Origin of the sequence: uncultured Lawsonella sp., assembly GCF_947252745.1 — a bacterium.
Lineage (GTDB): Bacteria > Actinomycetota > Actinomycetes > Mycobacteriales > Mycobacteriaceae > Lawsonella.
Genome location: NZ_CAMXWW010000001.1, coordinates 204134 through 223253, shown reverse-complemented (window position 1 = coordinate 223253; position 19120 = coordinate 204134). Strand labels below are relative to the sequence as shown.

General features: G+C 59.9%; 17 protein-coding genes, 1 tRNA gene and 1 pseudogene. 8 read left to right on the top strand and 11 right to left on the bottom strand.

The features are described 5' to 3' along the window. Window positions 1-18: 18 nt before the first annotated feature. From Q0X28_RS00995 to rlmB, 6 genes and pseudogenes are all read left to right on the top strand, one after another. Entirely contained in the window at window positions 19-780 is a 762-nt protein-coding gene (locus tag Q0X28_RS00995; protein WP_296238580.1) for a hypothetical protein, read from the top strand. Between the two features lie 124 nt (window positions 781-904). Continuing rightward, complete coding sequence (locus tag Q0X28_RS00990) at window positions 905-1444, top strand: CarD family transcriptional regulator (protein WP_296238582.1); 540 nt, start codon at window positions 905-907, stop codon at window positions 1442-1444. Between the two features lie 159 nt (window positions 1445-1603). Next, the gene (gene ispD, locus Q0X28_RS00985; RefSeq protein WP_296238584.1) at window positions 1604-2359 is read left to right on the top strand and encodes a 2-C-methyl-D-erythritol 4-phosphate cytidylyltransferase; all 756 of its coding nucleotides are present in this window, start codon (window positions 1604-1606) and stop codon (window positions 2357-2359) included. Window positions 2360-2365: 6 nt separating this feature from the next. Continuing rightward, window positions 2366-2848 (top strand): annotated as a pseudogene (gene ispF, locus Q0X28_RS00980) (2-C-methyl-D-erythritol 2,4-cyclodiphosphate synthase); the annotation flags it as partial. A 161-nt stretch (window positions 2849-3009) separates the two neighbouring features. Further along, entirely contained in the window at window positions 3010-4425 is a 1416-nt protein-coding gene (gene cysS, locus Q0X28_RS00975) for a cysteine--tRNA ligase (RefSeq protein WP_296238585.1), read from the top strand. Then, window positions 4426-5391: a 23S rRNA (guanosine(2251)-2'-O)-methyltransferase RlmB gene (gene rlmB, locus Q0X28_RS00970; RefSeq protein WP_296238587.1), complete on the top strand. Its 966-nt coding sequence runs from the start codon at window positions 4426-4428 to the stop codon at window positions 5389-5391. A gap of 37 nt (window positions 5392-5428) precedes the next feature. On the opposite strand, the gene Q0X28_RS00965 is transcribed toward rlmB, so the two are convergent. The 3 genes from Q0X28_RS00965 to Q0X28_RS00955 are packed head-to-tail and all read right to left on the bottom strand — an operon-like array spanning window position 5429 to window position 8182. After that, complete coding sequence (locus Q0X28_RS00965; protein WP_296238588.1) at window positions 5429-6274, bottom strand: metal ABC transporter permease; 846 nt, start codon at window positions 6272-6274, stop codon at window positions 5429-5431. Continuing rightward, window positions 6267-7085: a metal ABC transporter ATP-binding protein gene (locus Q0X28_RS00960; RefSeq protein WP_296238590.1), complete on the bottom strand. Its 819-nt coding sequence runs from the start codon at window positions 7083-7085 to the stop codon at window positions 6267-6269. The genes Q0X28_RS00965 and Q0X28_RS00960 overlap by 8 nt, the downstream gene beginning before the upstream one ends. Before the next feature lie 53 nt (window positions 7086-7138). After that, a complete protein-coding gene (locus tag Q0X28_RS00955; protein WP_298575542.1) occupies window positions 7139-8182 on the bottom strand; it encodes a metal ABC transporter solute-binding protein, Zn/Mn family in 1044 nt (347 codons plus the stop codon). A 330-nt stretch (window positions 8183-8512) separates the two neighbouring features. Between Q0X28_RS00955 and Q0X28_RS00950 the strand changes: the two genes are divergently transcribed. Then, window positions 8513-9592, top strand: a complete 1080-nt coding sequence (locus tag Q0X28_RS00950; RefSeq protein WP_298575539.1) for a LacI family DNA-binding transcriptional regulator — start codon at window positions 8513-8515, stop codon at window positions 9590-9592. A gap of 95 nt (window positions 9593-9687) precedes the next feature. Here Q0X28_RS00950 and otsB read toward each other — a convergent pair whose 3' ends face one another. The 5 genes from otsB to Q0X28_RS00925 form a co-directional block, all read right to left on the bottom strand. Continuing rightward, window positions 9688-12294 carry a trehalose-phosphatase gene (otsB, locus tag Q0X28_RS00945; protein WP_296238597.1) on the bottom strand — a complete coding sequence of 869 codons (2607 nt, stop codon included), beginning with the start codon at window positions 12292-12294 and terminating at the stop codon, window positions 9688-9690. A gap of 88 nt (window positions 12295-12382) precedes the next feature. Further along, window positions 12383-13168: a hypothetical protein gene (locus Q0X28_RS00940; protein ID WP_296238600.1), complete on the bottom strand. Its 786-nt coding sequence runs from the start codon at window positions 13166-13168 to the stop codon at window positions 12383-12385. A gap of 134 nt (window positions 13169-13302) precedes the next feature. Then, on the bottom strand, window positions 13303-14004 hold the full coding sequence (locus Q0X28_RS00935; RefSeq protein WP_298575536.1) for a metalloregulator ArsR/SmtB family transcription factor: 702 nt from the start codon (window positions 14002-14004) through the stop codon (window positions 13303-13305). 3 nt (window positions 14005-14007) lie between these two features. Further along, window positions 14008-15552, bottom strand: coding sequence for a trehalose-6-phosphate synthase (locus Q0X28_RS00930; RefSeq protein ID WP_298575533.1), 1545 nt, complete (start codon window positions 15550-15552; stop codon window positions 14008-14010). A gap of 2 nt (window positions 15553-15554) precedes the next feature. Continuing rightward, window positions 15555-15728, bottom strand: coding sequence for a hypothetical protein (locus Q0X28_RS00925; protein WP_298575530.1), 174 nt, complete (start codon window positions 15726-15728; stop codon window positions 15555-15557). Between the two features lie 129 nt (window positions 15729-15857). Here Q0X28_RS00925 and Q0X28_RS00920 point away from each other — a divergent pair. After that, a tRNA-Thr gene (locus Q0X28_RS00920) sits at window positions 15858-15933 on the top strand. 85 nt (window positions 15934-16018) lie between these two features. Here the strand turns inward: Q0X28_RS00920 and Q0X28_RS00915 are convergent. From Q0X28_RS00915 to Q0X28_RS00905, 3 genes are all read right to left on the bottom strand, one after another. Next, window positions 16019-16834, bottom strand: a complete 816-nt coding sequence (locus Q0X28_RS00915; RefSeq protein ID WP_298575528.1) for a hypothetical protein — start codon at window positions 16832-16834, stop codon at window positions 16019-16021. Between the two features lie 60 nt (window positions 16835-16894). After that, on the bottom strand, window positions 16895-17533 hold the full coding sequence (locus tag Q0X28_RS00910; RefSeq protein ID WP_298575526.1) for a hypothetical protein: 639 nt from the start codon (window positions 17531-17533) through the stop codon (window positions 16895-16897). A gap of 113 nt (window positions 17534-17646) precedes the next feature. Beyond that, the gene (locus tag Q0X28_RS00905; RefSeq protein WP_298575524.1) at window positions 17647-19017 is read right to left on the bottom strand and encodes a family 1 glycosylhydrolase; all 1371 of its coding nucleotides are present in this window, start codon (window positions 19015-19017) and stop codon (window positions 17647-17649) included. Window positions 19018-19120: the final 103 nt, after the last annotated feature.

Genomic DNA, 19120 nt, shown 5'->3' with positions numbered 1-19120 from the left:
TATCGTGAAGGTGTGAGCATGGAACACCGCGATTACCGCGATCAACAAGGTCAGTTGCCGCCCGAGATTTACCGGCGTCGCCGTATAGTGGCGGTTGCTGTCATCGTTGTCGTGCTAGCTCTCATCGTGTGGGGTATCGTGGCAGCCGTCAACAAGGGGGGAAAGAAAAACTCGTCTACCGCTGGTTCTTCGACGGTGACGGTGTCCTCTACCGCAACGGTGACAGAGAAGCCCTCTAACGCCCCTGATTGTGCCGCGGGTGCCCTCAAGATTGAGGCCCAGGTGGGTCGTCCTAATGTGGCGCAGGGTAATAACCTGCCGCTCATTATGAAGATCACCAACACGTCTAAGAAGGCGTGTAAGGCTGAATTGGGTGCCGCCCACCAGCGTTACGAGGTCTACACCATGAAGGCGAACCGTCCGGTGTGGAAGTCGGAGATCTGCTACACTTCCGCCGAGAACCGCAAAGAGGTACTGGATCCGGGGGAGACCCGCCGCTTCACTGTGAATTGGGAGGGCACCCGCCAGAATGCCGACGGTAACTGCTCGGCGCAGGCTGCCCCGGCTGGTCCAGGTGCTTATAAGCTCTACACTCTGCTGAATGCACAGATGGGTGAGCCAGCTACCTTCAATGTGGTTCCCGCGGGCGAGGATGATACTGCGGTAGCGGAGAACGACGAGGACACCGCCACCACCCCGTCTACGTCTGCCACGACGAAGAAGAGTACGCAGAAGCGCACCACGCAGAAGTCTACCCGCGGCTCTCAGCCGGCCCACTAGCAAGCAGCCCTGCTCCGGGTAGCGACGTCACTCCTTTTCGTTTTCCGCTAGAAGTCTACCGATGTATTAAAAGCGCAGGTCAGGCACGTGGTAGAATGGGACGGTTGAAAGGGGAATACACCACATGGAATTTAACGTCGGAGACGTCGTCGTCTACCCCCACCACGGGGCAGCCCAAATCGTCGAAATCGAAACTCGCACTCTTAAGGGAGAGCCCACCGAGTACCTGGTACTTCATATCCAGCAATCCGATCTCGTCGTTCGCGTCCCGCGCAAGAACGTAGAAGAGGTTGGCGTTCGGGACGTCGTTGATGCGGATGGCCTAGAGCGGGTCTTCGAGGTGTTGCGTACCCCCCATGTGGAAGAGCCCACCAACTGGTCACGACGGTACAAGGCTAACCAGGAAAAGCTGGCCTCTGGTGACGTCAATAAGGTGGCTGAAGTGGTCCGTGACCTCTGGCGGCGCGAGCAGGATCGCGGGCTGTCCGCGGGCGAAAAACGCATGCTGTCGAAGGCCCGCCAAGTCCTGGTCGGTGAACTTGCACTAGCGGCAGGCTCGGAAGACGCCGATCGTGACGAACAGATCAACGCCATCCTGGCCGAGGGCGAGCGTGCCCGTCAGGCCGTTGCTGACGCCGAAAAGGAAGCAGCAGAGAAGAAGTAATAGGTAGGAGAATGACGGGTCTGGAATGTGTACCGATACCGGGCGCGTCGCTGGCTCCTCTGATCACATCCACTGCATAACTTACACTGCATAACTTGATACCCCATTTCGCTACCGACTGTTCCTAAGGAGCCCCTCGTTTAGAGGAGAGTAAACTTTATGGTTGAATCTGCATCAAGCCGGAAAGATGGGAAGGTTGTCGCCATTGTTGCTGCCGCTGGCGCAGGACATCGGCTTGGTGCTGACCTTCCCAAAGCCTTCGTCCGCGTAGGCGACTACACCTTGCTGCAGCATACGCTGCGGCGTATAGACGCCAGTAGCGTCGTTGACGAAATCATCATCATGGCCGCCTTTGAGATGTGCGCTACCGCCCAAGAACAGGCACGCGAGCTGTCCCTATCCACTCCTGTGCGAGTTTTTCCCGGAGGCGTACTCCGCTCTGACTCCATCTATGAGGGCCTCAGATACGTTATGCGTGACGATGCCGAAGAGACCGTCGGGGTTGTCCTCATTCACGACGCCGCCCGCTGCTTCGCCCCCACCGAGCTGTTCACAGAGGTGGCAGAAAAGGTTCGTGCTCTCATGGCGGAGGACGCCGCCGCTGGTGTCATCCCCGTCTTACCCATGGTCGACACTGTGAAAATGGTGGATAGTGCAGACAACGTCCTGGGAACCCCGGACCGTACGCGCCTCCGCCGAGTGCAAACACCGCAGGGCTTCGACGCTAAACTCTTGTGGACAGTCCACCAGGCTGCCAAGAAGGAAGAGCTCACTACCACCGATGATGCCACCCTGTTGGAGAAGTACCAACTGGGGGTCACCACTGTGCCGGGGAGCGAAAAGGCCTTCAAAATCACCACTCCCACCGATCTACGCCTCGCCCAGCTGCTGCTAGAAGAGGATTGCGAAGGATAACTCTCTATGGAGAATGCGAACTGGCGCAACTTCTTTCCCCGTGTCGGAGTAGGCACCGACGCCCACCAAGTGGAACCGGGGCGAGCCTGCTGGATGGCCGGCTTGCACTTCCCCGACGATGATGGATGCGCCGGGCACTCGGACGCCGACGTAGTCGTCCATGCGCTCATCGACGCTCTCCTCTCCGCCGCCGGCATCGGGGATCTCGGCACCATCTTCGGTGTTGGGCGTCCCGAATACGACGATGTCACCGGGGAGCGGCTCCTCACCGAAACCCGTGAACTCCTCGCCGACAATGGCTGGGTGGTGCTCAACGCTACAGTTCAGATGGTGGGTAACCGCCCCAAGATGGGCCCACGCCGGCTGGAAGCAGAACAGGTGCTTACCGACATCCTCGGTGCTCCCGTCTCTGTCCTTGCCACCTCCACCGACAAGCTCGGCTTCGCCGGTCGTGGAGAAGGTGTGGGGGCCGTCGCCACCGCACTCGTGATGCCTAGCGAGTATGCCCAGGCGGTCTCCCACGTTATCGCCGACAATCTGGGAGTGGAGTTAGATGACGGCGTTGATGCCGCACTCGATGAGTAAGCTCACCCCACGGTAAACACCCCAGAAAGTGTCTTTACGCGGCGGATTCCTCTAAAATTAACCGCGTGACCTTGCGACTTTATGACACTGCTAGCCGAACCGTCCGAGATTTCGAGCCCATCACACCCGGGCACGTCTCCATCTACTTGTGTGGAGCGACGCCACAAACCTACCCGCACATTGGCCATGTGCGCTCTGGTGTAGCATTCGACATTCTCCGTCGCTGGTTCCTCGCAAAAGGCAACGACGTCGCCTTTGTTCGCAATATCACCGACATTGACGACAAGATCCTCACCAAGGCCGCCGAAAACGGCCGTCCGTGGTGGGAATGGGTGTCTACCTTTGAGCGCGAGTTCACCAAGGCCTACAACATGCTGGGTGTACTACCCCCCTCCGTCGAGCCGCGCGCTACTGGACACGTTACCCAAATGGTGGAGTACATCCAGCGCATTATTGACGAAGGCTACGCATACGCCGCTGACGGTAACGTCTACTTTGACCTTGCCAAGTGGTCCAGGGACCCGAAGGGCGACTACGGTTGTCTGTCCGGCCAGAAGATTGATGACATGGAAGAGGGCGACTCTGCCGGCACCGGCAAACGCTCCCATCTCGACTTTGCTCTCTGGAAGGCAGCCAAACCCGGCGAGCCTAGCTGGCCCACCCCGTGGGGGCCGGGACGTCCCGGCTGGCACATCGAGTGCTCCGTCATGTCCACCACCTACCTTGGCGCCGAATTCGACATTCACTGTGGTGGACTGGATCTACAGTTCCCCCACCACGAGAACGAGATCGCCCAAGCGCACGGTGCGGGCGACGGCTTCGCCCACTATTGGCTCCACAATGGGTGGGTCACCATGTCCGGGGAAAAGATGAGTAAGTCCCTCGGCAACACCCTCTCCATTCCCAACATGTTGGAGAAGGTGCGCCCGGTGGAACTGCGCTACTACTTGGGCTCCGCCAACTACCGCAGCATGCTTGAATACTCGGAGGAGGCGCTGCAGGAAGCCGCCGTCGGCTACCGCCGTATTGAAGCGTTCCTCCAGCGGGTAGTCAGTCGCACCGGCAGCGAACCCCAGATAACCACCTGGACTGCCGCATTCGAGCGGGCACTCGACGATGATCTTGGCGTGCCTGCCGCCCTCGCCGAAATCCACACCCAGGTGCGGGCCGGAAACGCCGCCCTGGAAGCTGGGGACCAGCAGCGTGCCCACGAGGTCGCTGGTACCGTCCGTGCTATGGCAGATGTGCTGGGTATTGACCCGTTGTCAGAGCAGTGGCGGGATAGCAGCACGTCCGCCAGCGCTCGCGCCATGGAGGCGTTGGATGTGCTGGTGGGCGCAGAACTTGACCGACGTGCCGCCGCCCGCGCAGAGAAGAATTGGGCGGTCGCCGATGAGGTGCGTGATCGCCTCAACGAGGCCGGCATTGTCATCACCGATACGGCAGCTGGGCCCGAATGGTCCCTGCAGGAGGAGAAGTAAATGGCAGGCAACTCTGGGCGCCGTGGCGCCGTCCGCCGCGCCGGCACTAAAAAAGGCCAGGTCAAGGGGTCTGGCGGGAAGGGGCGCCGAGCTCTGCAGGGCCGGGGTGCCACCCCCAAGGCACAGGATCGGCACTGGTACGCCGATAAGCAGCAACGGGTCGCCCGCAAGCGACAGGTCGGGCAGCGTCGCCGCAACGTCAATGTGCGAGACCTGCCGGAAATGGTGCTAGGCCGCAACCCGGTGTTGGAGTGCCTGCGGGCAGAAGTCCCTGCCACTGCCCTGTACATAGCACAGGGCACCAGCAACGATGATCGCCTCACTGAGGCCATCAACACCGCCAAGACGCTGGGTCTGCCCATTCAGGAAGTGTCTCGCAAGGAACTCGACCGCCTCTCCGAGAACGGCATGCACCAGGGCATTGCTCTGGAGATTCCGCCCTACGAGTATGCTGACCCCGCCGAGCTTATCGACATTGCCCGCGAGAAGGGGGAAGCACCGCTCATTGTGGTGCTCGACAACATCACTGACCCGCGTAACCTGGGCGCGGCTGTCCGTTCCACTGCTGCTTTCGGTGGGCACGGGGTGGTGATCCCGGAGCGCCGGAGTGCCTCCATGACGGCCGTGGCTTGGCGCACCTCCGCCGGTACCGCCGCCCGCCTACCCGTGGCACGTGCGACCAACCTCACCCGTACAGTGCAGGCCTTTGCCAAGGCAGGCTGCCAGATTGTGGGGCTGGATGCAGGTGGTGACGCGTCCCTGGACACCTACGATGGCACCGGTCCCGTGGTGGTGGTGGTTGGCTCCGAGGGGAAGGGGATTTCCCGCCTCGTGTCGGAGAACTGCGACTCCATTATGTCCATTCCGATGGCCAGTAATGTGGAGAGTTTGAATGCCTCCGTGGCCTGTGGTGTGGTGCTGTCGGAGTTTGCCAGGCAGCGGCGTCTACAAACCCCGACCAGCTAACCCAGACCACGGCCGCCGCGCAACGGTGGCGCTGCCGCTACGCTTTGTTCGGAATAGCTCGGCAAATGAGGTAGATGAGGAAGCTTAGGAAGGTCACAAAGACCGACATGGGCACACCCGGGGCGAGTGACAAGAGAATGCCGCCCACTGCCGAAATCTCGGCGAAAACTACCGACAGCAGCACCGCCATTCCGGGCCGCTTCGTTACCTGGAGAGCCGCTGCGCCTGGTGTTACCAGCAGGTTGAGCACCAGCAGGGCACCCACAATCTGCACCCCTTCTGCGGCGACCAACCCCACCAGCACCGCAAACACTCCGTTCACCAGCCGTACTGGTACGCCCCGGGATTCGGCCACATAGTCGTCCACAGACGAGAACAGCAGCGGCCGACCAATCACCAACAGCGTCACCACCACGACGACAGTCACCGCCACGAGAGTGGTCAGGTGACTCTCGGAGACACTCACAATTTGGCCGGTGAGCAGCGAGAACTGGCTTCCCGTTCGGCCAGGGTAGAGGTGAAGGAAGAGGACGGCCAGACCTAGCCCAAAGGACAGTACCACCCCAATGGTGCTATCGCGCTCATGCGCCTTCTTCCCCATAATGCCGAAAATCAGGGCGGCGATCACCGAGCCCACAATGGCACCCACCCCGACGGATGCACCAATGAGGAGTGCTGCCGCCGCGCCGGTTAGGGCCAGTTCGGAGGTGCCATGGACGGAGAAGGACATCTGCCGCATCACAATGAATGGGCCGATAAGTCCAGAGATGAGGCCCAACAGTACCGCTGCGATGAGGGCATGCTGGACGAAATCGTAGGCGAGGAGGTGACTCGTCACCGACCAGTTGACAAAGCCGGAAAAGAAGGTGCTCAACTCATTCATGGGTCGCCTCCTCGGTACCCACAACCACAATCTGGCCCGCCACGCGCGCCACAGTGATGGGGGAACGGTAGAGCGCGGTGAGCGTCTCCGACGTCATCACCTCGTCGACCGGGCCACTACGATGCCCGGCATCCGTCAAGTAGAGCACTCGATCCACATAGGGAAGGATCGGGTTGATTTCGTGGGTGACGAAGAGGACCGCTGTGTGGTGTTCGCGAGCCTGCCGCACGATCAGTTCGACTACCCGTTTCTGCTGGGTGAGGTCCAGGCTCAACAGTGGCTCGTCACACAGTAGTACTGACGGGTTGGAAACAAGTGCTTGGGCTGCCCGGATACGCTGCTGCTCGCCGCCGGACAGTGTACCCACTGCCCGGTCCGCGAACGCTTCTGCACCCACTTCGGCAATGGCCTGGTCCACGAGATCGCGGTTGCGGCGCCGCGCGAAGAGCCCTGCCCACCCCCACTTGTGGCCATCGATACCCATCTGAATGAGATCTCGACCCCGCATGGGTAGGTCGACATCCAAGGTTCGTTGCTGCGGAATGTATCCGACGGAGGGCAACCCTCGCCGTATCGGTTCGCCGTTGACGAAAGCGGCTCCGCGGGTGAGAGAGGTGAGACCCAGGATGGCGCGCAGGAGGGTAGTTTTTCCGGAGCCGTTGGGGCCTAAGATGGCAATGAATTCGCCGGGTTGGACCTCCAAGTCGAGGTTCGTCCAGAGGGTGCGGGTGTGCGCGTCGCCGGGGCCGGGGTGACGCAGTGGGACGTCAAGGCCGGCCCCGCGCAGAGTAAGGGCAGGGGGTTGGGTCATAGGGCAGTTGCAGGAGGAGTGGGGCGTAGGGTGGGCAGAGTGCTGGCGGGTGTTTACTTCACGTCAAGGGCAGTGGCGAGAGCTTCCGCATTGTCGAGCATCCAGGTGGTGTAGTCCTTCTTCTCGGGCAGTGTCTCGGTGAGGTCGACGACGGGGACACCGCTCTTTTCTGCCAGTTTCCGCATCTCCTGGGTGGTGGAGTTAGCGTTTTGCGTATTGAAGAGGAAGACGTCCGCCTTCTTTCCTGTGATGGCATCGCGCATTTCGGCTACCTGTAGGGAGGACACGTCAGCGCCTTCCTCGATGGCTTCGGCGAAGCCGTGGGGGGTGACGTCCAGCATGTCAGCCAGGTCCACAAGGTGGGTGGCGAGAGGTTCAGTCTGTAGGAAGCGAGCGTGGTTACGCTGCTTCTCGATCTTCTCCAGGACTGCCTTTACCTCGCCGATACGCTGGGCGAAGTGTTCTTCATTGTCCTGGTAGGTGGTCTGGTTGGCGGGGTCAAGTTCGCTCAGTTTTTGGGTGAGGTCGGATGCGACATCCTTGGCGACGTCCACGTCGTAGAACACGTGTTCGTTGGGGGCGCCAGGAACATGGTGGTGATGGTGTCCGGCGTGCTCGTCCCCATGAGAGTGTTCGTCGGCATGCTGCTCAACGTGGTCGGCCTCGTTCTCAATGAGCTCATTGTCGCGGTCCGGTTCGCCGTCGACTTTGATATCGCCTTCCAGGAAACTGTAGGCGTTGATGATCTTCTTCTGGTCCTGGTCGGCAAGGGCCTTGACGGCGAACTCGTCGTAGCCACCACCGTTCACGATGGCGATGTCAGCATCTTTTAAGGTGGCGATATCTGTGGGGCTTGCTTCGTAGGAGTGTGGGTCTGCGGAGGGGTCCTTGATGATGGAGTGGATGGTCGCATGTTCTCCGGCAATGGCCTGGGCGATGGAACCGTACACATTGGTGCTGGCAACAATACTGATGCCGTCGGGCTCTGTGGAAGAAGCACTATCGCAGGCGGTGAGACCACCCATGCCCACGGCGGTGGTGAGGGCGAGAAGGCCGGTGGTGAGGCGACGGCGGAAGCGGGGGAGATGACCGGGCATGTCGTTCCTTTCCAAGAAAGTCTGCACTTCAATGGTAGGTTCCGGAAACATCCCCCACTAATGCGTATCGGCTTATATCTGCTGTTTTGGGTGGCTTTACAGCGGAAAAACCGCCCGTTATCTGGCAACAATTGCGAGGTGGGGCAGGGTCGGTACCGTGTATGCCGACAATAATGAGGACATCTCAGCGTTGCGTATTGTGATGGAGCTCCCCGTCTCTGTGCTGTGAGTTACTCGCCTGTTGCCACTCCGTGGGAACAATCGCTTCGTGGTTGAAATCTGCTCCTAGAATCGATTTAGTCGAGGAATTATTTTAGGGATACTGTAACCATGCCGAAGTCCAAGTCGAAGCGTGCGACCCTCGCCTCTCTCGCTGAGGAATTGAACGTTTCTCGCACTACCGTCTCCAATGCCTACAACCGGCCCGACCAACTGTCGGAAGAACTCCGCATGCGTGTCCTTGAGACAGCTAAACGTCTGGGCTATCCGGGCCCAGATCCGGTTGCCCGATCGCTGCGTACCCGCAAAGCAGGAGCCATCGGTCTGCTCCTCACCGAGGAGCTTGCGTTTGCCGTACGGGACCCCGCCGCCGCCCAGTTCCTCTCCGGCCTTGCCGAAGCTTGTGGGGCACAGGAAAGCGGCCTCACCCTCATTCCTGCCTCCGAAGTAGGCGACCCCAGCCGTGCCGCCAATGTCGTCCATCAGGCGAGCGTCGACGGCTTCGTCATTTACTCGGTGGCAGAAGAAGACCCCTACCTGGAAGCTGTTGTTGCCCGCAATATGCCCATGGTGGTGGTGGATCAGCCGGCGGACCTGGAAGGCATCCCTACTGTCTCCATCGATGACTATGTCGCCATGAAAATGCTGGCGGACCATATCTTCGATCTCGGGCACAAACGGTTAGCGATCCTCAGTATTCGTCTTAACCCGGTACGCCACAATGGCACAGTGTCTGCAGAGGATGCTCGCGCTGCGCGAATGCATGTGCAGGCTTCCCGTATTAGCGCGGTGCTTGACTCTGCTGCCGAACATGGAATCGATGCGGACGATGTGGTGATCTTCGAAAGCTTCGAAAACAACTACGCCTCGGGTGGCCTTGCCGCAGAGGAAGTGCTGAAGGCACATCCGGAGATTACGGCGTTGCTGTGCACCTCTGATGTACTGGCAATGGGGGCCATGCAATACGCCCATAATGAGGGTATTTCCGTGCCCGCAGAGCTCACCATTACTGGCTTTGACGGTATTCCGGAGGCTATCGAGCGGAAGTTCACCACTGTTGTGCAGCCATCAGAGCGGAAGGGCCTGCGTGCGGGTGAACTGCTGTTCGCCAGTGAGCATGGACCGGTGGAATCAGAACGCCTGGAGTGTCGTTTCCAGGTTGGAGAAACGTCGGCTCCTCCACGTATCTAGTGAGTAGTGTCCTCACACCTAATGGCCTATATAGGCAGAAAATCCCGCAGCCAGAGGGCCGCGGGGTTTTCTTTGTTGTGTGAGTTTCTTTTTCTCTACCGTCCGGGGACGGTAGCAACGATGCGCTTCACAGTGCGGTTACGCACATTCTTGCGATGCTGCTTCCGGTCTTTCTTGGTGAAGTGCTCGTCGGCGAAGCGGTCGCGCTCCTCGCAGAGGTAGTCGATGGCCGCTGCGGCAATGAGCTCATTGTCCACCCGGTACTGTGCTGCTGTCTCGCCCTCACCCACTTTGACTGTGATGATCTCGGTGGTTGGGGAGGCGAGGCGGGCAGGCAGGCCAGTGAAGATGTGCTCGTCGGTGATGTCATCGCCCAGGTAGAGAACAGCGTCCGCGCCATTTTCCCAACGCTTCGTGATGGATTCCAGTGCCGCATCTTTTGTGGCGTTGATGACAGCGAATTCGGATACCATCTTGCCGTGAGTCAGGGTAACGCCGGGGATGGCTGCCAGTTGGTCTTCTAAGGCAGCAACCTGCTCGGCAGCTTTTGCAGGTTTGATAGCTGTGCGCGTATGGAGGGCTACAGCGTACTTCTTCTCCTCGACATGGGAGCCGTGGATGAGCTTGGATGCCTGCTTCACTTCCTCGGTGAGGCGTTTGAGGAGTTCTTCCTGTTCCTTGCTGAGATCGCTCTCTTCATCGGAGATTTCCGCACCGTGCGAACCTACCAGGGTGACTTCGCGACTTACCGGAGCCACCTTGCGGAGGCTGGCAAGGTCTCGACCACTGACAATGGCGGCCTTGGTGTGGGGAACATCTGCGAGAATTTCCAGGGCTTCCAGCACGCCCGGGATGGGGGTGGACTTCTTCGGGTTGCTCACCAGTGGGGCGAGAGTGCCGTCGAAGTCGGTGGCGACGAGCAGGTGTCGACGGGTGGCTGCCTGGTCGAGGGCGGTCATCAGCGGAATCGGAATGGATTGCTTGGCGTTGTTGAGGGCTTCTTCATCCCTTTGAGACTTCACGGTGTGGAAACCGGGGGCCCAGAAGGCGAGGATGATCGCGGTGACGATCTGGATGATGGCAAGCACGATAGCAGCCCACATTTGGCCATCGACAAAGGCGGTTTGCGCGTCGTTCACCAGTTTTCCAGCGAGCTGCTGCGTCATTGGGTTGTGGGAAAGCTGTTCGGCGACGGATTGGGCGCCGGCAAGACCGCCGGTGATGGCGTCGTGCGCTTTGGCGCCGCTACCCGGTTGCCCTGCCCCCATCTGTGCTGCCATGTTGAGCGAGTCACGCACCTTGTTGGCGATGCTCGTCACCTGGTCGCTGTAGAAGGTGGTGAGGAGTGAGCCGGTGAGGGCAATGCCGAGGGCGGCGCCGATCTCGCGGGCGGCGTCGTTGACGGCGGAGGCCACACCATACTTCTTCTCAGGGGTTTGCAGCATGATGGCGGTGGTGGCCGGCGCAGCGGTAAGGCCGAGGCCCGTCGCGAAGATGAGCATGTGGGCGGTGATGTACCAGTACCCGGTTTCACGCGTGACACCGATCATCATGAGAAGAGCAGCTGCCAGGATAAGGTGTCCGAAGACGAGTAGCCACTTTTGGCCGATCTTGCGGGTGGCCCAGATGGAGAGGAGGGCGAAGATGATGCAGGGCGGAACCAGCGGTGCCATGGAGAACGCAGATTTGATGGGGCTGTACCCCTGGACGAGCTGCATGAACTGGACCAGTAGGTAGAAGACGCCGAAGGTGGCGGCGAACTGCACGAGGAGGGATAGGGAGCCGGAGCCAAATCCGCGGTTGGCGAAGAGCCGGACGTCCAATAGTGGGTGGTCACACTTCAACTGCCAGGCGATGAAGCCACCGATGAAGGCGATGGCAGCAATGAAGCAGACGATAATGCCGGGGTGGCCCCAGCCTGCTGTCGGGGCTTCGATAAGTCCCAGTACCAGCAGCGCAATGCCGATGGCGGAGAGGACAGCGCCCAGCGGGTCAAAGCGTGGCGGGTTTTTTTCTCTGCTTTCTTCGATGGTGAAGGAGCAGATAGCCATGAGTGCGGCGAAGGCAGCGAGGGCGACGAAGATACCCTTCCATTCAAACTTCAGCAGGATGACGCCGGAGCTCACGAGGCCGAGGACGGCGCCGATGCCGGCGCTAGCACCCCAGATGGCGATGGCGAGGGGACGCCGGCGACTGGGTACGCGGGAGGCCAGGATGGAGAGGGTGGAGGGCATGACGAAGGCGGCGCCCAGGCCAGAGACGGCGCGGGCAGCGATAAGCGCGTTGGCGGTGTCCCACCAGATAGGGATAAGACAGCCGATGGTAAAGACGATGAGGCCGCCGATAAAGACGCCTTTGCGGCCGAATCGGTCGCCGATTGCACCTGCTGGCAGGAGGAGTCCGGCGAGGGCCAGAGTGTAGGCGTCGACAATCCAGGTGAGCTGAGATTGGCTGGCCTTGGCGTCCATGGCGATATCGGGGAGGACGGTATTGAGAGAGGCCATTGCGGCCATGACGAGGACGACACCAAAACATGACACAACGAAAAGCCAGATGTCATCACTAGTGAACTTATCGGGGTTCCCGATCCGGTAGAGCTCGCGGAGCTCCTCGCGGTTTTTAAACTGGAGCTTCTTCGCGACAGCCTTCTCGCGCTTCGCCTCGAGCGCGATAGCTTTTTCTGGAGTTTGAGATCGCTTCATAGTCGTTTTCTATCGGTGTTATAGTATGGATATTTTCCAGTCGCTTCCAGGTTAACGAAGTGCGTAAGACCTGGCCACGAATTGCTGTCTAGATCGCTGGACCAGGTAATTGTCCGGAAACTTTCATGGTCGCGGGGCACTCTGTGCCCGTCACGTAGGTAGCGTAGGTACCCCTTCCGTTGGGACCGAGTTCCACCCAGGTGCGCACGCAGGTGTTGGGGTGGTCGGCGCTAAACGTGGAGGATCCGGCAAGTACACCGCCCATGGCTGCCACGGGGTCCCCGAGGAGGGGGACGGCAGAGCCGGCTTGGGCAATCTTTTCACCAACCTGTTTTTCGTGTAGTTGCAGGGTTTGTTCGCGGGTCAAGCTAACCACGATGATGAAGGGCTTGATGGGGCCGGGGGGACTCATGATAGGCACGCCGAGCGGGGCGTATTTGCTGTCGAGGTTGGTTTGGGGCAGGACGCTGCCAGGTTGGATGGGAGCGGGGTAGGTAACAATGGGGGTAGTGGGAGTGTCTTTGGGAGGAGTGGTGGGACCGGCTGTCTGACTACTGTTGGGGGCGGTCCTGGGCGTGATGCTGGTGCTACTGGAGGGACTGGAGAGGGTGTCGTCTGAGGCGTTGGGAGTAGTGACAGGAGCGGCACCGTCACCGTACTGTCGGTTAGTAGTGGAGGTGACGGTGGAGGATTCCTGGGGGGTGGGGGAGTCGGTGGAGTCGTCGCAGCCACATCCACTCAGCAGGGTGGTGCCGACCAGGGCGGTGGCAACCAGTGCGGTGAGGGGTGCGTGGAAGTGTCGTTGGAGTCGGCCTCCAGAGGTGGGGTGCACGTGGGGGGCGGAGCTCAACGGCTTGCGGCGATTGTGAAACATGGGACTCCTGAGAATTGGTTGTTAGACCTAATGCTACTGGAGGGGGCGGGTCTCTATGCGCTGTCTGCCCGTTATTTAGCTCTTAAAAATGGGGTCCCGCAGGTGAACTGCAGGACCCCATGCTGAAAAGTTATTTAGACGACGTTGGTGAACGCTTTGGGAAGGAATTGCACACAACTGGTGCCATCCTCTCGGCTGACTGCCTTGCAGTCGTCTAGGCTGTGTCCCGTTCCCTCGACAACGCCGCGCAGAACACCGGCGTGAATCTCGGAGAGCAGGTTACAGCGGATTTTCTCCTCCAGTCCCAGTGGGCAGCTGCCCAGCGTCAGGGTGTTGGTGGAACTGTGCCAGGCCGCGTCGAAGCCCCAGTCTTGGGCGAGCCGCAGGAGCTCGAGGTAGAGCGGGCGTTCCGAGTTGAGGGTGGTTGCCAAGTAACGTCCCATCTCCTCTCCCATTCGGCGGGCCTCCACTTCGGGGATGGGGGAGGTCTCGTCGAGGTGATCGAGCAGCATCACGATAAGGGCGTTGGAGGTGCGACGATCCGGAGTGTCGGCGTCACCCGGAGGCGTCATGTAGGCAATTGCCGGCCGGCCACGCCCAGCATGCGGCACGGTTTTACGGATCAGCAGGCCTGCCTCAACCAGTGCGGCGAGGTGATCTCTGACGGTATTGAGATGAAGATGGAGTTCGTTGGCGATTTCCCGCGGTTGCAGCGGTGCATCTGCCTCTCGGATTGTGTCGAGAATCAGTTTGCGGCGCGGCGGGAGATCATTTTCAGCAGGGTTTGCAGGGTGGAAGGGGTATCCCGGACTCTGCACTGCGCCAAGCTTGGCCATTACCTATTCCTTTAATTGGGTATTCACTTTAGGCGTCGAGTTCTCTGGGAGAGCATCTAAGAACGAACGAGCCCACCGGTTAACATCGTGAGTGAGAACCTGGCGACGGAGCGCCCGCATACGGCGGCGACGATCTTCGTCGGGGTCCGTGAGCGCACTCATAATCGCATCTTTTACACCTTCGATGTCGTAAGGATTACACAAGTATGCGGATCGTAATTCACGAGCTGCACCCGCGAACTCGGATAGTACCAGAGCTCCGTTACCGTTGGTGGTAGCCGCTACATATTCTTTGCATACAAGATTCATGCCGTCTTTCAGCGGAGTCACGAGCATGACATCCGCACTGCGGTACAGTGCCAGCAGCTCTTCAAATCCAGCTGATTGATGCAGGTAAGATACCACGGGTTTGCCGACGGCACCGAACTCGCCGTTAATGCGAGCTACCTTCTCCTCCACTCGGGAACGCAACTCCCGGTAGGCGTCTACACGCTCGCGGCTGGGGGTGGCCATTTGCACGAAGACGAACTTGTCAGGATCAATCCGGCCTTCTTTGAGAAGTTGATGAATTGCTTCCAGCCGTACCTCAATGCCTTTGGTGTAGTCCAGGCGGTCTATACCCAACGCGAGTTTTTCGGGGTTGCCGAGGCTGCGGCGCAGTTCCAGACCACGGCGGCGGATGGTCTGTTGGCGGGCAGCGGAGTTGAAACTGGGGGAGTCGATGGAAATAGGGAAAGCGCCGACACGGACGGAGCGGAGTCCGCCTTCACCATCGGGGACGGCTACTTCACCATAGTGGCCTGGAGTGTTGATTTGGCCGCGGGTGATGGCGTGCTTGCGGCGGACAAAGGTGAGCCGCTGGAAGTTGACGGCGTCGTGGGGTAGGTGGAAGCCCACCAGGTCCGCACCGAGTAGGCCGTCGATGATGTCGTCACGCCATGGCAGCTGGTCGAAGAGTTCTAGCGGTGGGAAGGGGATGTGGAGGAAGAAGCCGATGCGGACGTCGGGGCGGAGTTCCCGCAGCATTTGGGGAACTAGCTGCAGTTGGTAGTCGTTCACCCAGACCATGCCGTTGGGGGCGGCGACTTCGGCGGCTCGTTCGGCGAAGCGTCGGTTCACTTTCTGGTAGCTCTGCCACCAGTCTTCCCGGTAGGTCGGGGGGACGATGCAGTTGTGGTAGAGGGGCCACAGGGTGTCGTTGGAGAAGCCTTCGTAATAGTTCTGGACTTCGTCGGTACTGAGCGCGAGGGGGACGACGGTGCTGCCGTTCTGTTCGAAGGGTTCGGGGGCTGCGTCGGGGACGCCTGGCCAGCCGATCCAGGCACCGTGGTTTTTGCGGAGGATGGGTTCGAGGGCGGTGACGAGTCCACCGGGGCTGCGCTTCCACTCTTGGGAGCCGTCCTCATTGGTGACGAGGTCGGTGGGGAGCCGGTTGGCAACGACGAGGAAGTCGGCGCACTTTGTGGCGTCGACGTGCTTGACGTCAGCGACGTCGACGGTGTTTAGGGAGCTTTCTACGGTTTCGTTCTGCTCGTTAGTGTCCGTCATAGTTACTCCTCTGAGTCGGACAGTCCCACTCCAAGCATGTTCATGAGTTCGAGGCTTTCCTCGGGGTTCTCCGCGTAGCCGGCGACGACGCGGCGAGCACGACGAGCTGTTTCCTCTTCCAGAGGGCCATAGTTGTCGTGATTGGTACGCGTGATATCGCTAGTCTTCGGAGGCATAACACTTTCCTTAGATGAGTGTGTAATTAATTACATGGTAGGTGAGCGACTTGCTTTTTCCCAGCGGGGAGAAAGAGTTCGTGAAATTCCTGTCTCACGGGTTTTATCCATTAAGATGGGGAAAGCCTTGCTAGAGTGGCGCAATTGGTAGCGCACCCGACTTGTAATCGGAAGGTTGCGGGTTCAAGTCCCGTCTCTAGCTCCACAAATAATAACGCTGTGGGGCGCTCCTTCTCGTGGAGCGCCCCACAGTCGTGTGGCCACTGTGATGCTGTCTGGAGCGTGTCGGCTTAGGCGGCGGGTGTGCCGGGAGTGGTGTTGGTGGCTTCCGCGGTGTCAGAGGCGGATCCGGTGGATGTACCCGTCGTGGTGGGCTGCGGCGACTGTTGTACAAGGAGCTGCTTGCACTCGGAGAGATTTTCGATGCGCTCGCGGGTCTTCTTGTCGCCCATGCCGATGGCGGAGGTGGCTTTGGAGACAGCCTTGGAGTAGCGATCGTAGACGCTCTTCAGTGCGGCTGCCAGCTCATCCATTTCGGCCTGGGTGCGGATGGGGTGAGCCCGCAATTGTTTGGCGCGCTCGGTAAAGACCTTGTCGCCTTCGCGCAGCACATCCACCAAATTCTGCAAATCCTTCTTCTGTTTTTCGGAACCGTTCATCATCACCGAGCTGGCGCTGAGTTGCAGGGCAGCGTCACGGAAGTCGGCTGCTTGCCGTTCTAGGGTGGAGCGCAGCCGGTCGAGATACTTCTCGGTGCTTTCCCCTTTTTGAATGCTGATGGCGTCGGCGTCCGCCACGATGGTGTTGTGGGCAGGGCAGAAGCTGGTCCAGAATCCGAGGATGGAGTTGGACGGCAGAGCCTCGGGGGTCTCCCGGTTGCCTGGACGGTTATCGACGAAGGTGGTGATCGCCAGGATGAGGATGATGACGAGTCCGAAGGAGAGACCAGCGAAGATCTTCTTGCGCCGGGCGGAGCGGTATTCGGAAGATTCTTCCTTCGGTGCCGCGTCTTGTGCCGGGGCAGGGGAGGGGGCAGCGGGCCGTTCGGTGGGCTTGTCCTGCTGTGGGCCGTTCGGCTGGACGGGGGGCTGTGCTGGAGTTGTCATGATTCCTCGGTGATCGTGGGTACACAGTAGTGGGGGATGATGGTGTCCGCTGTCCTTAGCTTAGAGGAAAGGACGGCATTCGGACAGCGCACGGATTCGCTTAGTGGCGGCAGGTGAGCCTGTCCCCAGGCGGGTGAGCCCCACCGTCAATTGATCCCCATAAATAAGATAAATGTTTTTTAGTTGGTGAGTTGATACGTAGAGGTCAGGCATGCGATGGGCCTGTTGGGCGCTGGGGATAGGGGCGGCGGAGATAGCTTGGATGGCTTGGCGGTGGGCTTCCAGAATCTCCTCGCGACCATGTCGTTGGTGCAGAGTGGGGTGTTGGAAGGGGAGTGCTTCCAGGGCATTTTCCGCGTTCCGAAGTTGTGTTTGGTTCTGCTGGTAGAGGGTGACGAGGGCTTCATTATCAAGGTCGACGATGGCGGCACCGCGAGCGGGGCGCTGGGCGACGGCATTGTCGATTACGCGTTGGTAGCCGCGGCAACTGGTGGCCCACCACTGGTAGAGCTCTGCATCGCTGAGGCCGTCCCCATCCATGGTGACAACTACCCCCGCGCCGATGATGAGCGTGACGAGAGAAACGCCCAGGAAGATGCGCCGGCAGGGCCGCCGCCGGCTCCGCGAGGAGCGGGTGCCGTTGCGCCGGGCTCGGCACCCGCTATCTGGGAGGGAAGGTGGAGTGTTGCTGCGGGACACGTTTTTAGCCTAGGCCTTGTGTGTGGTGGAGCAAAGGAGAGAAATAAAGGGGGGGCAGCTCTCGGGTGAGAGCTGCCCCCCCCTGTGGAGGTTGTGTCAGCGCGGGTGACCTGCTACTTCAGGATGGCGCGCGGGCCGTAGACTCGCGGTGGGTTGACGCAAGAGCGAAGGCCTTCGGATAGCGGGCAGAAGCGCAGCGGTGACTTTAGCTGGTAGTTCTGAGGAACACCACCATTCTTGGTGATCTGGCGGAAGGCGGCCGGGCCGTCGGTGGGCTTGCGCTTGAGGGCGGGGTCCTTCAGCACGTCGACGGTGTAGAGGCCGAAGCGGGAGTCATACTGGCCCCACTCGTAGTTGTCGGTGATGGACCAGTAGTTGTAGCCGACTACGGGGTAGCCGTCAGCAACTGCACGCTGGATCCAAAAGACGGTGTCGTTTAGCCAGTCGCCCTTGGTAAAGCCGTCGGGGCGGTGTCCGTTGTAGCTGGGGATACCGTTTTCCACGATGTAGACCGGTTTGTCGGGGAAGGCTTCGGAGAAGTGCTGGATGGCGAAGTAGATGCCTTCCGGTTGAGGATCGATCTTGTCGAATTGGGAGGTAGCACCGTAGATGGCGGAGAGGTTCGAGAGTGCGACGGTGTAGTAGTAATCGATACCGACGAAGTCGAGTTCCTTTTCCACTGGCTTGAAGAAGAATTGGTCTGCAGCGGAGGTGACGAAGGGCAGGTAGGCTTCGTTGGAGCCGATGCGGGCGCGTTTGTCGTACTTCTTGATGGTGTTGTACGCGATCTTGTGGGCTGCCTGCACGTTCTTCATGAAGGGGGCCATGTCGGCACGGGTGATGTTACCAATCTCCACTTCGTGGCCGAAGAACACGAGCGGTTCATTGAAGGTGATCCACATGGTGCCGTTGCCGGAGTAGCGTTTGGCGAGGAAGTTCACGAAGCGCTGGTAATCCTGCAGGGTTGTCTTGTTCATAAAGCCGCCCTGGTCCTGTACCCAGCCGGGATACACATAGTGCACGGTGGTGATCATCGGAGTCATGCCGTGCTTGCGCATGGTCTTGATGACATCGTCGTAGTAGTGGATCTCTTTCCAGTTCCACTGACTCTTCTTCGGCTCGATACGCGACCATTCCATGGAGATACGGAAGGTGTTGAGTCCCATCCAAGCGGCGTTGCCGAGGTCTTCCTTGTAGCGATGGCGGAAGTCCGTGGCGTTCTTCACCGGGTTGACCTTCGTGGGGTCTTTCTTGGATTCGCGGTTGATGTAGCGCAGCCAGTTGCTGTCGTAGTTGCTACCTTCCACCTGGAAGCCGGCAGTGGCGGAACCCCAGTAGAACTTGTCCCAACCCTTAGTGGCGCCCTTCTGGACGGCCGCGGCGGGCGCGGCGGTAGCGAGAGGGGTAGTGGCGAGGGGGACAGCCAGCAAGGCTACGGTAGCGACGGCGGTGACGATCTTCGTGGAAAGCGAGTGCAGCTTCATATCCGTTCCTTTGGATGGTGGTGTCAGTGGTGTGACAGTGTCGCCGCTGGGTAGTGGAAGGGGTGGGGCGGGGATGCCCCTCCCCGCTCTGCGACGGTGGGAG